The organism is Caballeronia sp. SBC1, from assembly GCF_011493005.1.
Classification (GTDB): domain Bacteria; phylum Pseudomonadota; class Gammaproteobacteria; order Burkholderiales; family Burkholderiaceae; genus Caballeronia.
The window spans coordinates 2,539,264-2,557,100 of sequence record NZ_CP049156.1; the positions used below are offsets into that span (position 1 = coordinate 2,539,264).

The 17,837-nt window shown below is 59.1% G+C and carries 18 protein-coding genes; 6 read left to right on the forward strand and 12 right to left on the reverse strand.

What is annotated here, in order from left to right; translation table 11 throughout:
* Positions 1 to 85 precede the first annotated feature (85 nt).
* The 6 genes from SBC1_RS11140 to SBC1_RS11165 all read left to right on the forward strand — a co-directional run bounded on the left by SBC1_RS11140 (position 86) and on the right by SBC1_RS11165 (position 6,434).
* The gene (locus SBC1_RS11140) at positions 86 to 1,627 is read left to right on the forward strand and encodes a 3-hydroxyacyl-CoA dehydrogenase (RefSeq protein ID WP_165092035.1); all 1,542 of its coding nucleotides are present in this window, start codon (positions 86 to 88) and stop codon (positions 1,625 to 1,627) included.
* Positions 1,624 to 2,412, forward strand: a complete 789-nt coding sequence (locus SBC1_RS11145) for an oxepin-CoA hydrolase, alternative type (RefSeq protein ID WP_165987625.1) — start codon at positions 1,624 to 1,626, stop codon at positions 2,410 to 2,412. Before SBC1_RS11140 ends, SBC1_RS11145 begins: the two co-directional genes overlap by 4 nt.
* Positions 2,409 to 3,137, forward strand: a complete 729-nt coding sequence (locus tag SBC1_RS11150) for a histidine phosphatase family protein (RefSeq protein WP_165092037.1) — start codon at positions 2,409 to 2,411, stop codon at positions 3,135 to 3,137. Before SBC1_RS11145 ends, SBC1_RS11150 begins: the two co-directional genes overlap by 4 nt.
* Before the next feature lie 91 nt (positions 3,138 to 3,228).
* A complete protein-coding gene (locus SBC1_RS11155; protein WP_165987627.1) occupies positions 3,229 to 4,338 on the forward strand; it encodes a phosphotransferase in 1,110 nt (369 codons plus the stop codon).
* Between the two features lie 74 nt (positions 4,339 to 4,412).
* A complete protein-coding gene (locus SBC1_RS11160; RefSeq protein ID WP_165092039.1) occupies positions 4,413 to 5,627 on the forward strand; it encodes an acyl-CoA dehydrogenase in 1,215 nt (404 codons plus the stop codon).
* Between the two features lie 114 nt (positions 5,628 to 5,741).
* Positions 5,742 to 6,434 carry a glutathione binding-like protein gene (locus SBC1_RS11165; RefSeq protein ID WP_165092040.1) on the forward strand — a complete coding sequence of 231 codons (693 nt, stop codon included), beginning with the start codon at positions 5,742 to 5,744 and terminating at the stop codon, positions 6,432 to 6,434.
* Between the two features lie 73 nt (positions 6,435 to 6,507).
* Here the strand turns inward: SBC1_RS11165 and SBC1_RS11170 are convergent, their stop codons facing one another.
* The 12 genes from SBC1_RS11170 to SBC1_RS11225 all read right to left on the reverse strand — a co-directional run bounded on the left by SBC1_RS11170 (position 6,508) and on the right by SBC1_RS11225 (position 17,668).
* Positions 6,508 to 6,960 carry a MaoC family dehydratase gene (locus SBC1_RS11170; RefSeq protein ID WP_165092041.1) on the reverse strand — a complete coding sequence of 151 codons (453 nt, stop codon included), beginning with the start codon at positions 6,958 to 6,960 and terminating at the stop codon, positions 6,508 to 6,510.
* Entirely contained in the window at positions 6,957 to 7,415 is a 459-nt protein-coding gene (locus tag SBC1_RS11175; protein ID WP_165092042.1) for a MaoC family dehydratase, read from the reverse strand. The genes SBC1_RS11170 and SBC1_RS11175 overlap by 4 nt, the downstream gene beginning before the upstream one ends.
* 31 nt (positions 7,416 to 7,446) lie before the next feature.
* A complete protein-coding gene (locus SBC1_RS11180; RefSeq protein ID WP_165092043.1) occupies positions 7,447 to 8,568 on the reverse strand; it encodes an acyl-CoA dehydrogenase family protein in 1,122 nt (373 codons plus the stop codon).
* Positions 8,569 to 8,578: 10 nt separating this feature from the next.
* Positions 8,579 to 9,775, reverse strand: a complete 1,197-nt coding sequence (locus tag SBC1_RS11185; RefSeq protein ID WP_165092044.1) for an acyl-CoA dehydrogenase family protein — start codon at positions 9,773 to 9,775, stop codon at positions 8,579 to 8,581.
* Between the two features lie 69 nt (positions 9,776 to 9,844).
* Positions 9,845 to 10,342 (reverse strand): DUF1178 family protein, encoded by a 498-nt coding sequence (locus SBC1_RS11190; protein ID WP_165092045.1) that lies wholly within the window; start codon positions 10,340 to 10,342, stop codon positions 9,845 to 9,847.
* 230 nt (positions 10,343 to 10,572) lie between these two features.
* The gene (locus SBC1_RS11195; protein WP_165092046.1) at positions 10,573 to 11,175 is read right to left on the reverse strand and encodes an NUDIX domain-containing protein; all 603 of its coding nucleotides are present in this window, start codon (positions 11,173 to 11,175) and stop codon (positions 10,573 to 10,575) included.
* Positions 11,176 to 11,246: 71 nt separating this feature from the next.
* Complete coding sequence (locus tag SBC1_RS11200) at positions 11,247 to 11,543, reverse strand: DUF2818 family protein (protein ID WP_165092047.1); 297 nt, start codon at positions 11,541 to 11,543, stop codon at positions 11,247 to 11,249.
* The gene (nuoN, locus tag SBC1_RS11205) at positions 11,543 to 13,021 is read right to left on the reverse strand and encodes an NADH-quinone oxidoreductase subunit NuoN (RefSeq protein WP_165092048.1); all 1,479 of its coding nucleotides are present in this window, start codon (positions 13,019 to 13,021) and stop codon (positions 11,543 to 11,545) included. Before nuoN ends, SBC1_RS11200 begins: the two co-directional genes overlap by 1 nt.
* A 24-nt stretch (positions 13,022 to 13,045) precedes the next feature.
* Positions 13,046 to 14,536, reverse strand: a complete 1,491-nt coding sequence (locus SBC1_RS11210) for an NADH-quinone oxidoreductase subunit M (RefSeq protein ID WP_165092049.1) — start codon at positions 14,534 to 14,536, stop codon at positions 13,046 to 13,048.
* Positions 14,537 to 14,553: 17 nt separating this feature from the next.
* Positions 14,554 to 16,629: an NADH-quinone oxidoreductase subunit L gene (gene nuoL / locus SBC1_RS11215; RefSeq protein ID WP_165092050.1), complete on the reverse strand. Its 2,076-nt coding sequence runs from the start codon at positions 16,627 to 16,629 to the stop codon at positions 14,554 to 14,556.
* A gap of 17 nt (positions 16,630 to 16,646) precedes the next feature.
* On the reverse strand, positions 16,647 to 16,952 hold the full coding sequence (gene nuoK, locus SBC1_RS11220) for an NADH-quinone oxidoreductase subunit NuoK (RefSeq protein WP_031360677.1): 306 nt from the start codon (positions 16,950 to 16,952) through the stop codon (positions 16,647 to 16,649).
* 14 nt (positions 16,953 to 16,966) lie between these two features.
* Complete coding sequence (locus SBC1_RS11225; protein WP_165092051.1) at positions 16,967 to 17,668, reverse strand: NADH-quinone oxidoreductase subunit J; 702 nt, start codon at positions 17,666 to 17,668, stop codon at positions 16,967 to 16,969.
* Positions 17,669 to 17,837 lie beyond the last annotated feature (169 nt).

Below are 17,837 nucleotides of genomic sequence, written 5' to 3' on the forward strand. Positions count from 1 at the left end.
GCAAAGCAGGCAATCGGCGGCCTTCAGGGCCACCTCACAAACAGTACGATCGTGCTAATCTAGCAAATAAGGAGTGAGACACGCCATGAGTTTTCGCGACACAGAGATTCGGACCTTAGGCATTGTCGGCAGTGGCGCGATGGGACGCGGCATCGCGCAGATTGCGGCGCTGGGCGGCCTGACCGTGCGTCTGTATGACACCAATCAGCAAGCCATCACGGCTGCACGCGAGTATCTCGCCGATACCCTGACCAAACTTTCCGCAAAAGGCAAGCTGAATGAAGCCGATGCGCACGCCGCGCTGGCGCGCATTCATGCGGCCGGAGCAATTGGCGACTTGGCGGATTGCGATGTGGTGGTGGAAGCCATCGTGGAAAAGCTGGACGTCAAACGGGAGTTGTTCCGCGAACTCGAAGGCGTAGTCGGCGAGAATTGCATCCTGGCGTCTAACACGTCGTCGCTGTCCATTACGGCCATTGCCGCGGGCTGTGCGAAGCCGGAGCGCGTGGTCGGCCTGCACTTCTTCAACCCCGTGCCGCTGATGAAAGTGGTCGAAGTGATCGACGGCTTGCGCGGAGACCCCGCTGCCGGCGACGCGCTGATGGCGCTCGGCCGCCAGATGGGCCATACGGCCGTGCGCGCGAAGGACATGCCCGGTTTCATCGTGAATCATGCCGGACGCGGCATGAACACCGAGGGTTTGCGGATTGCGAGCGAAGGCGTGGCGAGTTTCGCGGATATCGACCGGATCATGCGCGAACAAGCCGGCTTCCGGCTCGGGCCGTTCGAGTTGCTCGACCTGACGGCGCTCGACGTCTCGCATCCGGTAATGGAATCGATCTATCACCAGTTCTATGAGGAACCGCGCTTCACGCCGTCGCCTATCACCGGTACGCGACTCGCCGGCGGGTTGATCGGACGCAAGGTGGGTGAAGGGTTTTATAAATACGTGGACGGCAAGCAGCAAACTCCAGAAGAAGCGCCCGCGCCGACGGCGCTGCCGCGTCGCGTATGGGTGAGCCGGGCATCCGCCCACGCGCGTGAAGAAGTGTTCCGGCTGATCGCGAAGATGGAAGCGGCTGTCACTATCGATACCGGCGGCACCCCAGCACCGGATTCGCTGATCATTGTCACGCCGCTTGGTCACGATGCCACCACGGCTGCAGTAGCGGAGAAACTGGACGCATCGCGCACGGTCGCTATCGACACCTTGTTCCCGCTCGCCGACGCCGCCCGCCGCACGATCATGACCACGCCGGCCACGACCGCCGAATTCCGCGACGCCGCGCACGCGCTCTTCGCATTCGATGGCGTCCCCGTCACCGTGATCCGCGATTCGACCGGGTTTGTCGCACAACGCGTGGTGGCGACCATCGTCAACATTGGCTGCGATATCGCGCAGCAACGCATTGCAAGTCCCGCGGATATTGACCTCGCCGTGACGCTCGGCCTGGGTTATCCGCGTGGCCCGCTCGCTCTGGGCGATGCGCTCGGCGCGAGCACCATTCTCACTATCCTGCGCAACATGCAGGCCGTGCTGGGCGACCCGCGTTATCGTCCGTCGCCGTGGCTCGCGCGCCGTGCGCAGCTCGGCTTGTCGCTCACCCTCGACGAGGCCGCAGCATGAGCGCCGAACTGCTCTCCGTCCGGCCCGCCGAAAGCGACACCACGCTCGTTCTCAAGCTATCCAATCCGGGCGCGCGCAACGCGCTGCACCCGGACATGTACACGGCTGGCATTGAAGCGATGAACACGGCTGAACGGGATACGTCGGTGCGCGCAATCGTGCTGACCGGCGCCGATAACTTCTTTTGCGCCGGCGGCAATCTGAACCGCTTGCTCGAAAATCGCGCGAAGGATCCCTCGGTGCAGGCCGCGAGCATCGACATGCTCGGCGAGTGGATCGTCGCATTGCGGTCATCGACGAAACCGGTGATCGCGGCTGTCGAAGGCGCCGCAGCGGGCGCGGGTTTCTCGCTTGCGCTTGCATGCGATCTGCTGGTCGCGGCTGACGACGCCAAGTTCGTGATGTCGTACTCGCGCGTGGGCCTCACGCCTGACGGCGGCGGCTCGTGGTTCCTCACGCGCGCGCTGCCGCGTGCGCTCGCCACCGAAATCCTGCTTGAAGCGAAACCGATTGGCGCCACGCGGTTGTATGACGTTGGTGTCGTGAACCGCGTGACGAAACCGGGCGCAGCGCTCGATGCCGCCATCGCGTGGGCCGACGAACTGGGTCGCATGGCGCCGAAAGCGCTCGCGCGGATCAAGACGCTGATCGCAGCGGGCGAAACGCAGTCGTTGGCGGAACATCTTGACGACGAACGCGATGGTTTCGTCGATGCCCTGCATAACGGCAACGCGCTCGAAGGCATCAACGCATTCCTCGAAAAACGGCCACCGCACTACAAATGACGACCTCGTACGAATTGCCCAAACGCCGCCGCATTTTCCTGATGCGCCACGGCGACGTAACTTACTTCGATGCCAGCGGCCGTGCCATCGACCCGGAAGGCGTGCCGCTCAATGAACGTGGCCGCGAGGAAGCAAGCGCGGCGGGACGCGAGTTCAAGGCGCAGCAGATTCGCTTCGATAAAGTCATCGCAAGCGGCTTGCCGCGTACGATCGAGACTGCACAACGCGTGTTGGCCGAAACCGGTCAGCAGATCGATATCGACGTCTGGCCGGAGTGGCAAGAGATTCGCGGCGGCCGGCTGGCCGATCTGCCGGCCCAGGATGTCGAGCGAGCGTTTCTCAGCGTATTCGATGGCATCGTGCCTGAAACAACGTCGTTTCTGGGTGGCGAGACTATCGGCGAGTTGCTTGATCGCGTGTTGCCGCCGCTGCAAAACCTGCGCGACGATGCATCGTGGGACACGGTGCTGCTCGTGCTCCACGGCGGCGTCAATCGTGCGCTGTTATCGCACGCGATCACCAGCGGGGGCCGCACGTTTTTCGGCCATCTCTCGCAGACCACGGGCTGCATCAATGCGCTCGATGTCGGCTCTAAACCCGGCGACTGGGTGATCCGCGCGCTGAATCATTCGCCGCCCTCGCCGCTTCACGCCGCGGTACGCAACACAACCATGGAATTGCTGTACGCGCAGTTCGTGCGCTTTAAGTCGATCATGAAGTCATAGCGGGCACGCGGCCTGCACGCCGAACTACTGCGCCGTGAACGGCGCGACGCCGCGTGATGCCTCAACAATCGCAAGACCGGAGGAGACAACGATGGCTGCACACGATACCCCCGCCCCACAGGATTTTTCAGCATTCGAGGGAACACGCCCGGTCAACGAGCGGCAACAATTCGATGTTCCGGCGTTATCAGCGTGGCTCGAAACGCACGTTGAAGGCTTTGCCGGACCGCTTAGTGTCGAGCAGTTTGCCGGCGGCCAGTCGAATCCCACCTTCAAGCTGATCACGCCCGCGCGCAGTTACGTGATGCGATCGAAGCCCGGGCCGTCGGCGAAGTTATTGCCATCCGCGCACGCAATCGAACGTGAATATCGCGTGATGGATGCACTCGCCAGCACTGACGTTCCCGTCGCGAAAATGTTCGCGTTATGCGAGGACGAGAGCGTGATCGGACGCGCGTTCTATGTGATGGAGTTCATCGAAGGCCGCGTGTTGTGGGATCAGGCGCTGCCGGGCATGGCACCGTCCGAACGCGGGGCGATCTACAACGAGATGAATCGCGTGATTGCGGCTCTCCATTCTGTGGATATTGCACAAGTAGGCCTCGATACCTACGGCAAGCCTGGCAACTATTTCGAGCGTCAGATTGGTCGCTGGAGCAAGCAATATGTTGCGTCGGAAACCGAGCCTATCGAAGCGATGACCAAGTTGATCGCATGGCTGCCGAAGCATATTCCACGCAGCGAGGAAGGCGCGCCGGCGGAACGGGTGTCGATCGTCCACGGCGACTTCCGGCTCGACAACCTGATCTTCCATCCAACCGAACCGCGTGTGCTTGCCGTGCTCGACTGGGAGCTTTCCACGCTTGGCGATCCTCTCGCCGATTTCGCTTACCACTGCATGGCGTGGCATGTGGATCCTACTCAATTTCGCGGTATCGGCGGCCTCGACTGGGCGGCGCTGGGTATTCCCGATGAGGACGATTACGTCGCGAAATACCTCGCTCGAACGGGCCTTGCGATTCAGGGTGACTGGAATTTCTACCTCGCCTACAACATGTTCCGCATTGCCGCGATCCTGCAAGGAATCATGAAGCGGGTGAGCGAAGGCACGGCGGCAAGCGCACAGGCTGTTGATGCCGGAAAGCGCGCGAAACCCATGGCCGAACTCGCGTGGTCGTATGCGCAGAAGGTCAGTGAATAGAGTAGCAATCAGCAACATCTTTCATGGGACCAGAGTAAGCGCTGAAGCGCCAACTCTGGTCGACAGGAGACGCTATGAATTTCGATTACACGCCGAAAGTGCAGGAACTGCGCCAAAAGCTAAGCCATTTCTTCGATGAACACATCTACCCGAACGAGCGCGCGTTCAACAGTGAAGTCGCCGCTAATCGCGCAAACGGCAACGCATGGGTTCCAACGAAGTTGATCGAAGAACTGAAGCAACAAGCCCGCGATGCCGGTCTATGGAATCTGTTCCTGCCAGAGTCCGAACGCGGTGCCGGTCTGAGTAATCTGGAATACGCGCCACTCTGCGAGATCATGGGCCGCGTGCCATGGGCGCCGGAAGTCTTCAATTGCGGCGCGCCGGACACGGGCAACATGGAGACCATCGAACGTTATGGCAGCGAGCAGCAGAAGCTGCAATGGCTCGAACCGCTGCTTCAAGGCGAAATCCGTTCCGCATTCCTGATGACCGAACCGGACGTGGCTTCGTCGGACGCGACGAATATTCAGTGCAGCATTGTGCGCGATGGCGACAGCTACGTGATCAACGGCCACAAGTGGTGGTCGTCGGGTGCCGGCGATCCGCGCTGCAAGGTGTACATCGTGATGGGCAAGACCGATCCCGATGCGCCGAAACATCAGCAGCAATCGATGATTCTCGTTCCTTCGGACGCGACTGGCATTACCGTGCATCGACCGCTCTCGGTGTTTGGCTACGACGACGCACCGCACGGCCACATGGATATCACGCTCGATAACGTGCGCGTGCCAGTATCGAACATGTTGCTCGGTGAAGGGCGCGGCTTTGAAATCGCACAGGGACGTCTTGGACCGGGCCGCATTCATCACTGCATGCGGCTGATTGGACTGGCTGAACGCGCGCTCGAACTGATGTCGAAACGCACGCTGCAACGGGTGGCTTTCGGCAAGCCTATCGCTGCGCACGGCGTAACGCTGGAGCGTATTGCCGAGGCACGCATCATGATCGAACAGGCGCGCCTGCTCACCCTGAAAGCGGCTTACATGATGGATACCGTCGGCAATAAGGGCGCACGTGGCGAGATCGCGATGATCAAGGTGGTGGCGCCGAATATCGCGTGCCAGATCATCGACTGGGCGATTCAGGCGCACGGCGGGGCCGGCGTGTCCGATGATTTTCCGCTGGCTTACGCCTACGCGCATGCCCGGACGTTGAGACTTGCCGATGGGCCCGATGAAGTGCATCGGAACGCGATCGCCAAGCTGGAGCTTTCACGGTACGCGTGAACCGGTGTTCAGCGTCTTTCTGCGAACTATGGTCTAATTTTCGGCAGCGTTTTTGGGCGGCGATCCATGATTGCACAGGTCGCCGCTTTCCCGTATTCAGGACCTGGAGCGAAAATGATCGACGTATATAGCTGGGCCACGCCGAACGGCCACAAGATTCATATCATGCTGGAAGAAGTCGGACTCGAGTACAAAGCGATTCCCATCGATATTGGCGCGGGCGATCAATTCACGCCCGAGTTCCTGGCTATCAGCCCGAATAACAAGATTCCCGCGATTGTCGATAGCGATGGCCCTGGCGGCAAGCCGCTAGCGCTCTTTGAATCTGGCGCGATCCTGCTTTATCTCGCCGAGAAAACGGGAAAGTTTCTGCCCCTGGATCCTGTTGGCCGATACACGACCATGCAGTGGTTGATGTTTCAGATGGGCGGTATTGGACCCATGCTCGGCCAGGCGCATCATTTCCGAATTTACGCGCCTGAAAAGATCGAATACGCGGTTAATCGCTATTCGAATGAAGCCAAGCGCTTGTATGGCGTGATGGACAAGCAATTGGGTGTGACGCGGTTTCTCGCCGGAAATGACTATTCCATCGCTGATATCGCGACGTTTCCATGGACGCGATCCTGGAAAAACCAGGGGATTGAGCTGGACGAATTCCCGAACGTGAAGCGGTGGTTTGATGAGATCGCTTCACGGCCTGCGGTTATTCGCGGCGTTGAAGTACTTGCGTCAGCTCGCAAGGATTTGAACACCGATAAACAACGTGAAGTGCTGTTTGGCGCACAGCAGTACGCGAGACGCTAAGCGTTTGATGCGACAGGTTCCTTACTAGGGGAACCTGCCTGATGACGGCATAACGCCGCGCACACACGGACTTTCAAAAGTAATGCCGGGTGATGAACTCCGCGACGCATACCGGTTTCTCATCGCCCTCTTTCTGCACGGTCACGCGCCAGATTACCTGCACCCCGCCTTCTTCCACATCACTCACCGTTTCCGCTACGAACCTCGCCCTGAGCCTCGTCCCGACGCGTACCGGCGACATGAACCGCACCTTGTTCATGCCGTAGTTCACGCCCAATTTCTGCTGCAGCGGCACGCACTGATCAAGCCACATCGGGACCAACGCCAAGGTTAAAAACCCATGCGCAATCGGTCCGCCAAACGGTGATTCTTTTTTCGCTCGCTCTACGTCAACGTGGATCCACTGGCGATCGTCGGTGGCGTCGGCGAATCGGTTCACGCGTGATTGATCTATTTCCAACCACTCGCTCACATACTCGTCCCGGCGCTCCGCGGCTTTGACCTCGGCTGCGCTGGTCAACTTCATTGCGAGTTTCCCGGGTAACGAAGCCCGAAGATTGCCGCCGAATCCACGGTCAATACCAGTTCGTCACGCTGGTTATAAGCTTCCCAACGCGTGGCGACAATTCCACGATCCGGCTTGCTCTCCGATACCCGCTTGCTCAACACACGTACCGTCAACCTGACTGTATCGTTCACCCGAACCGGCTTGAGCCAGCGGATATTATCGAGACCGGGGGAGCCCATTGACGTGGAATCCGCTAGCATGTCGCGCACCAGGATGCCCATCATCGCCGAGCAGGTATTCCAGCCGCTTGCGACCAATCCGCCAAACGGCGATGCCTCGCCGCCCGCCTCGCTCAAATGAAAAGGCTGCGGATCATAACGTCCGGCGAATTCGATAATCTCTTCTTTCAGAAACGTATGACCGCCCAATTGCGCCACCGCTCCAACTTCGAAATCCTCATAGCTGAACGCCATCCCCGCTCTCCTTTTTAAATACATCGATTATTTAAACCTCAGTGTCGGCGAATCCGGGCAACGACGCAAACCGTGCCAGATGATGATCGACATCGCCTAACGTCGTCTCGATGATCGACAAGCGTTTGAACCAGTGCGCCGCCGCGACTTCGTTCGTCACGCCCATTCCGCCATGCAGTTGGACCGCTTGCTGCCCGACGAAACGCGCTGCCTGACCAACCCTCGCCTTGGCCGCGGAAATTGCGCGACGGCGCTCATTGGCGTCCTCACTTGTGTACCGCGCAGCAGCAAGATACGTGATGGAACGCGCCTGCTCCGCGTGAATCAGCATCTCCACCATACGATGCTGCAGCGCCTGGAAACGCGCGATGGGCGTGCCGAATTGCTTACGCTCCTTCGTGTACTCGACTGTCGCGTGATTCAGCGCGTCGAGTACGCCAACGGCTTCGGCGCACAGCAGGAACGTGGCGTAATCGGCAATGCGTTCAAGCGTGGCGGCGCCTGTGTTGGCCTGGCCGAGACGGGCGGCCGGCGTGGCCGTGAACGTGAGCGTCGCGGCGCGCTGACCATCGATCGTCCGATACTCAGTGACCTGCGCATTAGCCGCGTCACGCGCGACAACGAACAACGCAATTTCGCCAGCCAGCCGCGCGGGCACGATCCAGTAGTCGGCCTGTGCGCCATGAAGGACCAAGGACTTCTGGCCGCTCAGCACGAAACCATCGCTTTTCTCTTGCGCGGCGGTTTCCACCGAGAACAGGTCGTAGCGGGCATGCGGTTCGTGAAACGCCACCGCAAGCTTGATCTCGCCGCCGGCCGCGCGTTCGAGCAACGCGTTCGCGTAGTCATCGCCCACCAGCCGCAAAGCTTCGATACCCACCGCCGTCGCCCAATACGGCTCAACTACCAGTGCACGTCCCAGTTCCTGCATGACGACCAGCATGTCGGCCGGACCGCCATCGAAACCACCCTGCGCTTCAGGCGCCGGCAAGGCCGTCAAGCCTAGCTCGGTGAATGCGGTCCAATGTTTTTCATCGACACCGTCCTTCGACGCCACGATCTTCTGCCGAGCATCGAACGTGTACTCGTTGTCGAGATACCGGCGCAATGCGTCCCTGAACTGCTGCTGCTCATCGGTGAAATTGAAGTCCATGTGCCGCTCCTCACAAGCCCAGAATCATCTGCGCGATGATGTTTTTTTGAATTTCGTTCGAGCCGCCGTAGATCGACGTCTTGCGGAAGTTGAAGTAGTACGCGGCTAGCGGTGCGGCGTCGTCGTCGCCGGCAAGGCTGTGTTCACGTTCGCCTTCCAGATACGCGGGATCGAACGCGGCAGCTTGCGGACCGATAGCTTCGACCATGAGTTCGGTCAGCGCCTGCTGGACTTCGGTGCCCTTGATCTTGAGCATTGATGCCTCCGGCCCCGGGCCGCGCCCGTTCGCTTCGCTCGCCACCACGCGTTGCACGGTGACCTCGAGCGCCATCATCTCGATCTCGAGCGCTGCGATCTTCGAGGAAAACACAGGATCACTGAGCAACGAACCACCGCCCTTCTTCTGATTGGCGGCAAGCCGCTTCAGGAACACCAGTTCCCGCTTCGATTGCCCGACGCGCGCAATGCCCGTACGTTCATGCCCGAGCAAATACTTCGCATAAGTCCAGCCGCGATTTTCTTCGCCGACCAGATTCTCGAGCGGCACCTTCACGTCTTCCAGGAACACTTCGTTGACTTCGTGATCTTCGTCGAGCGTGATGATCGGACGCACCGTGATGCCGGGCGTCTTCATGTCGATGAGAAGGAACGAAATGCCTTCCTGTTTCTTCGCACCGGTATCGGTGCGCACGAGGCAGAACATCATGTCGGCGAATTGGCCGAGCGTGGTCCAGGTTTTCTGGCCGTTGACCACGTAGTGATCGCCCTGGCGTTCGGCGCGGGTTCTCAGCGACGCCAGATCGGAACCCGAGCCGGGTTCCGAATATCCCTGGCACCACCAATCGGTGCCATCGAGAATACGCGGGAGGTAGTGGGCTTTTTGCACGTCGCTGCCATATTTCATCAGGACGGGCGCGACCATCGATACCCCGAACGGCAACACGCCCGGCGCACCAATGCGAGCACATTCTTCGTCCCAGATATGGCGCTGCGTTGCGTTCCAGCCCGGGCCGCCGTATTCCTTCGGCCAGGCGACAACGGACCAGCCACGCGTGCCGAGCAGCTTGTGCCAGCTCGCGTAGTCGTCGCGGTTCAGACGTTTGTGTTCGAGTACCTTGGTCCGCAGAGTTTGCGGCAGGTTGGCGTCGAGCCAGGCGCGGATGTCGGCGCGAAATGCGTCGTCGGCGGGGGAATAATTCAGGTCCATGCGCTGTGTCTCCTGTCATGACCCGGGTCGGCCATGAGGAGACGCGCGCCAAGCTGAACCTGATTCAGCTTATTGCAGCGGCTCTTTCAGTGCGGCCGGCACGGGCAACGGCATCACGTCGATGCCTTCTTCCATCAATGCGTGCGCATCTTCCGGCGTTGCGACGCCGCGAATATTGCGCGCCGGCGCTTCGTCGTAATGCATGCGCCGCGCCTCTTCAGCAAAACGGTCGCCCACGTTCTCCGTCTTCGCGAGAATTTCCCGCATGAAATGCAGCGCTCGCGCCTGAAGCGCTTGATCGGCGTCCTGCGGCGGCTGAGCCGCTTGCGTAGCGTTCGATCCGGCGGCCTCTTTTCCGCCCTGGTCGGAACTGCTCGACGAGCGATTCTCCGAACGATTCGCCGACAAATTCAGGCGCGGCGCCGACGGCATGCGGCTCACCTCCGTTGTCGAGCACACCGGGCAAGCCACGAGCTTGCGCGACAACTGGGATTCGAACTCATCGGTCGAAGCAAACCAGCCTTCGAAACGATGGTCGTGTGAGCACTTCAAGTCGAGAACCTTCATGCTAATCGGGGCTTGCCAGAAAGTTTAATCGCAAAAACGCGTTTTGTGAACGACCGTTCGCAAAAAATGACATTGCGACGGTTTGATGGAATGTGGAAACACACGTTCGATTCTAGCCCGGCGCTGGAGCGCGTGCCGAACGGCGCGCAGTCTTGATTGAACACACAAATAAAAAGCGGCCTTCAAGGCCGCTTTTTCATGCGAATGCATCGGGCCGCTCAGTCGCTTTTTCAGTCACTGACCGGATCGCCCAACGCCCACTCGCCCGACATCACTTTCTCCAGCCAGAAGCTGCCGATGATCGTCTTGACGTCGCTGATATGCCCGCTCCTGATCCACTCGAAAATCTGCGACCGGTCTGCGATGAACGTCTCGAGAAACTCGCCCTCGTCGAGCTTGCTCTCGCCGGCCGTCAAACCGCGGGCCAAATACAGATCGATGAATTCGGTCGAATAGGAAATCACCGGATGAATTCGCGTCAGGAAAAACCATTCGCGTGCCGTGTAACCGGTTTCTTCGAGGAGCTCGCGTTTTGCGCACGCGAGTTCGCTCTCGTTCGGATCGAGCTTGCCGGCGGGATATTCGAGCAGAACCTTGGCAATCGGGTATCGATACTGCCGTTCAAGCAGCACGCGGCCGTCATCGAACAGCGGCAGGATCATCACAGCACCCGGATGTTCGACGAACTCGCGCGTGGCGTGCTTGCCATCCGGCAACTCGACTGTATCGATCTTGAGCGTGAGGAACTTGCCCTGATGCAGCAACTTGCTCTCGACCGTCTTCTCGATCAAGCCATCGTCGGAATCGGGGAAATCGAGAGATTGGTCAGCCATCGTGCACCTTGAAAGAAACGCGTTAAGTTAAACGGCTAAACGCGAGGATCAAGCCACGACGGCCGTCGCCATCAGCGGCGCTTGACGAGATACTGGAACGTGAAGCCGGGAAACGCGAGCACCAGGAACAAGCTGAAGGTCACGGCGTAAAACTGCCAGCCCTGCTCGAAGCGGTTACCCGCACGCGCTTCGAGCATAAAGCCGAGTGCGCCCACGACAAAATAAAGCACGATCAATTCCGCGATGCGAATCCAGCCGTTTTTCTTCGTCGTCTTGAGCGAAACGACGGAGAAAAGGCGCTGATTCACGAACGGGAGGTTGGCGCCGACCAGCGCCAACAACACGATAAACCAGCCCGCAGCCGACATTACAGCTGGAACGGCAAGGTATGCGTGATCGCTGCCAGACAGGCGTTCATCAGCGGTCCGGGGACAATGCCAAGCACCAGCACTGCCAGGCCGTTGAAGGCGAGCAGCGCACGCTTGAGGTTGTCCGCAACGATCGGCGATGCATCGGTCGGTGCATCGAAGTACATCAGCTTGACGATACGCAGGTAGTAGAACGCACCCACCAGCGACGACAACACTGCCAGCACCGCAAGCCACGTCAGGCCGGCGTTCATGGTGGCCTCGAGCACGGCGAGCTTCGCGTAGAAGCCGACCATCGGCGGAATGCCGGCGAGCGAGAACATCATGATCATCATCACGAATGCGAACACCGGGCTGCGTTGGTTCAGGCCCTTGAAGTCGTCGAGCGTTTCGGCTTCGAAGTCCTTACGTGCCAACAGCATGACTACGCCGAAGGTACCAAGCGTGGTCATCAAATAGATGATGCTGTAGAACATAGCCGAGCTGTACGCGTTCGCTGCACCGTCGGCCTTGCCTTCGACCACGCCCGCGAGCATACCGAGCAGCACGAAGCCCATGTTCGAGATAGCCGAGTACGCCAGCATCCGCTTGATGTTCTTCTGCACGATACCCGTGACGTTACCCACGATCAGCGACAACGCAGCCAGGATCACCAGCATCTCTTGCCAATCCACCGCCAGCGGCAACAGCGCCATGACCAGGAAACGCAGACCCCACGCAAACGCCGCAGCCTTCGGGCCACCGCCGGTGAGCAGCGTCATCGCGGTCGGTGCGCCTTGGTACACGTCAGGCACCCACATATGGAACGGCACCGCGCCCATCTTGAACGCCACGCCTGCCACCACGAAGATCACGCCAAACAACAGGACTGCGTCGTTGATGCGGCCCGTTGCGATCGCCTTCGCCACTTCATTCAGTTCGAGCGAGCCGGTCGCGCCGTACAGCATCGAGATACCGTAGAGCAGGAAACCCGAAGCCAGCGCGCCCAGTACGTAGTACTTCATCGCGGATTCGTTCGCTTGCGGCGAGTCCTTACGCAACGCGATCACTGCGTACAACGACAGCGACATCAATTCCAGACCGAGATACAGCGTCAGGAAGTTATTGCCGGAAATCATCACGCACTGGCCGAGCAGCGAGAACAAACCAAGCAGGAAGAAGTCACCGCGGAACAGGTCGCGATCTTCAAGATACTTGCGCGAATAGATGATCGATACCGCGAAGCCGAGCGTCACGACCGCTTTCATCGCGCTCGCAAACGGGTCGACCACGTACATGCGCGTGAAGTAGTAATGCGGCGTGGGATCGAGCGCCTGGAAGGCGAACCACACACCGACCACAATGGTCGACACAACCGAAATCAGGTAGGTCGAGTGACGGCTCTTCTCGCCGAAGATGGTGTCGTTCAACCAGGCCACGACGACCATCAGCATCAACAGTCCATCGGGTAACAGGGCACTCATGGGGGCGTTTTGCATGATCTTTTATTTCCTCCGCACGCGTTACTGGGCCAGCGGCAGTTTGGACTGCGCGACGTGGGAGAGGAGATTTTCTACGGATGCGTGCATCACGTCGGTGAACGGCTTCGGATACAGGCCCATGTACAGCGTAAATACAGCGAGCACGGCAAGCATGAAGAATTCGCGCTTGTTGATATCTTTCAGCTTCGCCACATGTTCATTCGCTACCGCGCCGAAGTGCACGCGCTTGTACATCCACAGCGTGTAAGCCGCGCCGAGAACCAGCGTAAAGGTGGCCAGGAAACCGATCCAGAAGTTGAACTTCACGGCAGCCAGGATGACCATGAACTCACCGACGAAACCCGAGGTACCCGGCAAACCGCAGTTGGCCATCGCGAACAACATGGCGAACGCGGCGAACTTCGGCATCACGTTCACCACACCACCGTAGTCGGCGATCCGGCGCGAATGCATGCGGTCATAGAGCACCCCGATGCACAGGAACATGGCGCCCGAGACAAAGCCGTGCGAGATCATCTGGATGATCGCGCCTTCCATGCCGAGCGTGCTGAAGATGAAGAAACCGAGCGTGACGAAGCCCATGTGCGCAATCGACGAATACGCAACCAGCTTCTTCATGTCTTCCTGCACCAGCGCCACGAAGCCAATGTAGATCACCGCGATCAGGGACAACGTGATCACCACCGGCGCCAGGAAATGGCTGGCATCCGGAGCGATAGGCAGCGAGAAGCGGATAAAACCGTACGCACCCAGCTTCAGCATGATCGCAGCCAGCACGACCGAGCCGCCTGTTGGCGCTTCCACGTGGGCGTCAGGCAACCACGTGTGGACCGGCCACATTGGCACCTTCACCGCGAAGGCCAGGAAGAATGCGATAAACAGCAGGATCTGCGGCGTGAAACCGATCTTCAATGCATGCCACGTAGCAATGTCGAACGTATGCGTCTGCGTGTACAGGTACAGCAACGCAATCAGCATCAGCAGCGAACCCATCAGCGTGTACAGGAAGAACTTGAACGCGGCATACACCCGGTTCGCGCCACCCCACACGCCGATGATGATGTACATCGGGATCAGCGTTGCTTCGAAGAAGACGTAGAACAACATGCCGTCGGCGGTCGAGAACACGCCGATCATGAGGCCCGACAAGATCAGGAACGCGGCCATGTACTGCGCCACGCGCACCGTGATGACTTCCCACGCACTGATGACCGTGATCACCGTGATCAATGCGGTCAACACGACGAACCACATGGACAGGCCGTCGACACCCAGGTGATACGAGATGTTGAAGCGTTCGATCCAGACCGACTTCTCTTCGAACTGCAACGCGGCCGAAGAGTTGTCGAAGCCGGTAATCAGGGGAATGGTGACGATCAGTCCAAGAATCGAGCCGATCAGCGCAAGCCAGCGCGACGGGCCAGGATTGCTGTCATTGCCTATTGCCAGTACAAGGATGCCGACAATGATCGGCAACCAGATCGCGAGACTAAGAATTGGTAAAGAGTGCATAGATAGGTGTCCCCGCCTTATTTGCCGCCGAGCGTTACAAACAGGGTCAAGAGCCCCAACATGCCAATAATCATGGCGAACGCGTAGTGATAGATGTAACCGGATTGAAGGAAGCGAATCACACCGGCAAACCAGCCGACGAACTTGGCGAGGCCGTTGACAATACCGTCGATAACGGCGACATCGCCCTCTTTCCAGAGTCCGCGGCCAATGGCGACCGCGCCCTTTGCAAATACGACGTCGTTGATCTTGTCGAGGTAGTACTTGTTGTCAAGCAAGGTCCAGATCGGCAGAAAGCGTTGCTTGATCACGCCCGGCAGATCCGTGCGCTTCCAGTACAGGAACCACGACACAACCACGCCCGCGAACGCCAGCCAAACCGGCAAGCCCTCCACTGAACTCAGGCCCATTGCAAACCAGCCGTGGAATTCCTCAGCCATCTCGTGCAGCGCCGGATGGTTCGCGCCAATGGCGATCACCTGGTCGAACACCACGCCGTGCGCGAAGAAGTCGCCAAACAGCATTGGGCCGATCGCAATCGCACCAATGATCACCGACGGAATCGCCAGCAGGATCAACGGAAGAGTAATGACCCACGGCGTTTCGTGCGGAACGTGCGCGTGGCCATGGCCGTGATCGTCATGGTCATGTGAATCGTGACCATGCGAATCGTGCGCATGCGCCGCGGCTTCGATAGCCATCGGGCTTTCCGGATGCTTCGGACCACGGAAGCGCTCCTTGCCGTGGAAGACCATGAAGTACATACGGAAGGAATACAGCGCGGTGACGAAGACACTCGCCACCACCGCAAAATACGCGAAACCCGAGCCCGGCAGATGCGAAAACTTCACCGCGTCGATGATCGAATCCTTCGAATAGAAACCCGCGAAGAACGGCGTACCAATCAACGCCAGCGAACCAATCAGCGACGTGATCCACGTGATTGGCATGTACTTACGCAGGCCGCCCATGTTGCGCATGTCCTGATCGTGGTGCATGCCGATGATCACCGAACCCGCGCCGAGGAACAGCAGTGCCTTGAAGAATGCGTGCGTAGCCAGGTGAAACACTGCTACCGGGTAAGCGGAGACGCCCAGCGCCACCGTCATGTAACCGAGTTGCGAGAGCGTGGAGTAAGCCACCACGCGCTTGATGTCGTTTTGCACCACGCCAAGAAAGCCCATGAACAGCGCAGTGATCGCGCCGATCACCGTCACGAACGACAACGCCGTATCCGAGAGTTCGAACAGCGGCGACATCCGCGTGACCATGAAAATACCGGCCGTCACCATGGTTGCCGCGTGGATCAGCGCCGAGATAGGCGTCGGGCCTTCCATGGAGTCCGGCAGCCACACGTGCAACGGGAATTGCGCCGACTTACCCATCGCGCCGATGAACAGGCAGATACAGGCAACGGTCAGCAAACCCCAGTCCGTGCCCGGGAACGTCATGGCGGCCAGCTCGGTACGGTGAGCGAAGACATCGCCGTAATTGAGCGAACCCGCAAACGCCAGCAACAAGCCAATACCGAGCAAGAATCCGAAGTCGCCCACGCGGTTCACGATGAACGCCTTCATGTTCGCGTAGATGGCTGTCGGACGCGTGAAGTAGAAGCCGATCAGCAGATACGACACCAAGCCCACCGCTTCCCAGCCGAAGAACAGCTGCAGGAAGTTGTTGCTCATCACGAGCATCAGCATGGAGAACGTGAAGAGCGAGATGTACGAGAAGAAGCGCTCGTAGCCCACCTTTTCGTCAGCCATGTAGCCGATCGTGTAGATGTGCACCATCAGCGAGACGAAGGTGACGATCACCATCATCATCGCCGTGAGCGAGTCGACCAGGAAGCCGATCTCCATCTTCAGCGGACCGACCGTCATCCATTCGTAAATGGTCGCGTTGAAACTCGCGCCCTGCACCACGTCGAAGAAGACGATGCAGGAGAGTGCGAACGAGATCATCACGCCGAGGATCGTGATGCGGTGCGAAGCCTTGCGCCCGATCTTCCAGCCGAACAGGCCAGCGATCAGCGAACCGGCAAGTGGCGCCAGCGCAATCGTGAGCAGAAGGTTTTCATTGAGTGTCGTGGACATATCTGTCTTGCCTGAAATTAACCTTTGAGCTGATCGAGGTCTTCGACGTTGATCGTGTCGAGACTGCGGAACAATGTGACCAGGATAGCGAGGCCGATTGCGGCTTCAGCCGCCGCGACCGTCAGCACGAAGAACACGAAGATCTGTCCGTGGATGTCGCCGAGATAGTGCGAGAAGGCGACGAAGTTCGTGTTGACCGCCAACAGCATCAGTTCGATTGCCATCAGGATGATGATCACGTTACGTCGATTCAGAAAAATGCCGACGATGCTGATCGCGAACAGGATCGCGCCAAGCACAAGGTAATGGGCAAGACTCAACATGGTTATTTATCTCCTCAGCCTTTGTTGTCGACCGTGCCGGCACCGGCATTGCCGGTCACGGGCGGATTGGTCGTGGCGTCCGGCGCTTCTTTCTCGGACTTCATCTTGACGATCCGCACGCGATCCTGCGCGCGCACCTTGACCTGTTCGCTCACGCGCTGACGCTTGTTGTCCTTCTTTTCACGCAGGGTCAGCGAGATGGCCGCGATGATCGCTACCAGCAGGATCAGGCCGGCGATTTCAAACGCGAAGATGTAGTCGGTGTAGATGACCTTGCCGATCAGTTGCGAATTCGACATCACGTCGTTCGGGCCCACGCCGGAACCGACTCCGTTGACCAACATCGCGTCGCGCACCGGCGTAACCGTCGCGCCGTAACCGTGCCAAAGAATCAGCGCGGTTTCTATGATGATGATCGCGCCCACGATACTGGCTATAGGCACGAACTTCTTGAAGTCGCCATGCAGCACGTCGAGGTTGATGTCCAGCATCATCACCACGAACAGGAACAGCACCATCACCGCGCCGACGTAGACGAGAACCAGCAGAATGGCGAGGAATTCGGCTTGAAGCAGCATCCAGATCGCGGCCGCGTTGAAGAACGCGAGCACGAGGAACAAGGCGGACGCCACCGGATTGCGCGAAGTGATCACCTTCAGCGCCGAGACAACCAGCAGCAGCGCGAAGATGTAAAACAGTACGGTCGTGAATTCCATGATTACCGGTTCATCGTTAGGCTTTGTGTTTTGACACAAGCACGCCGAATCGCGTTTTTTGAGAACGCAACCTACAACCTTGGCGCGCGGGCCGGAACAGCAGGTCAATTCAAATGCAGGAACAGCAAGGGGCGCGGCGATGTTCAGCTTGCTCTGCCCCGCTCCGCTT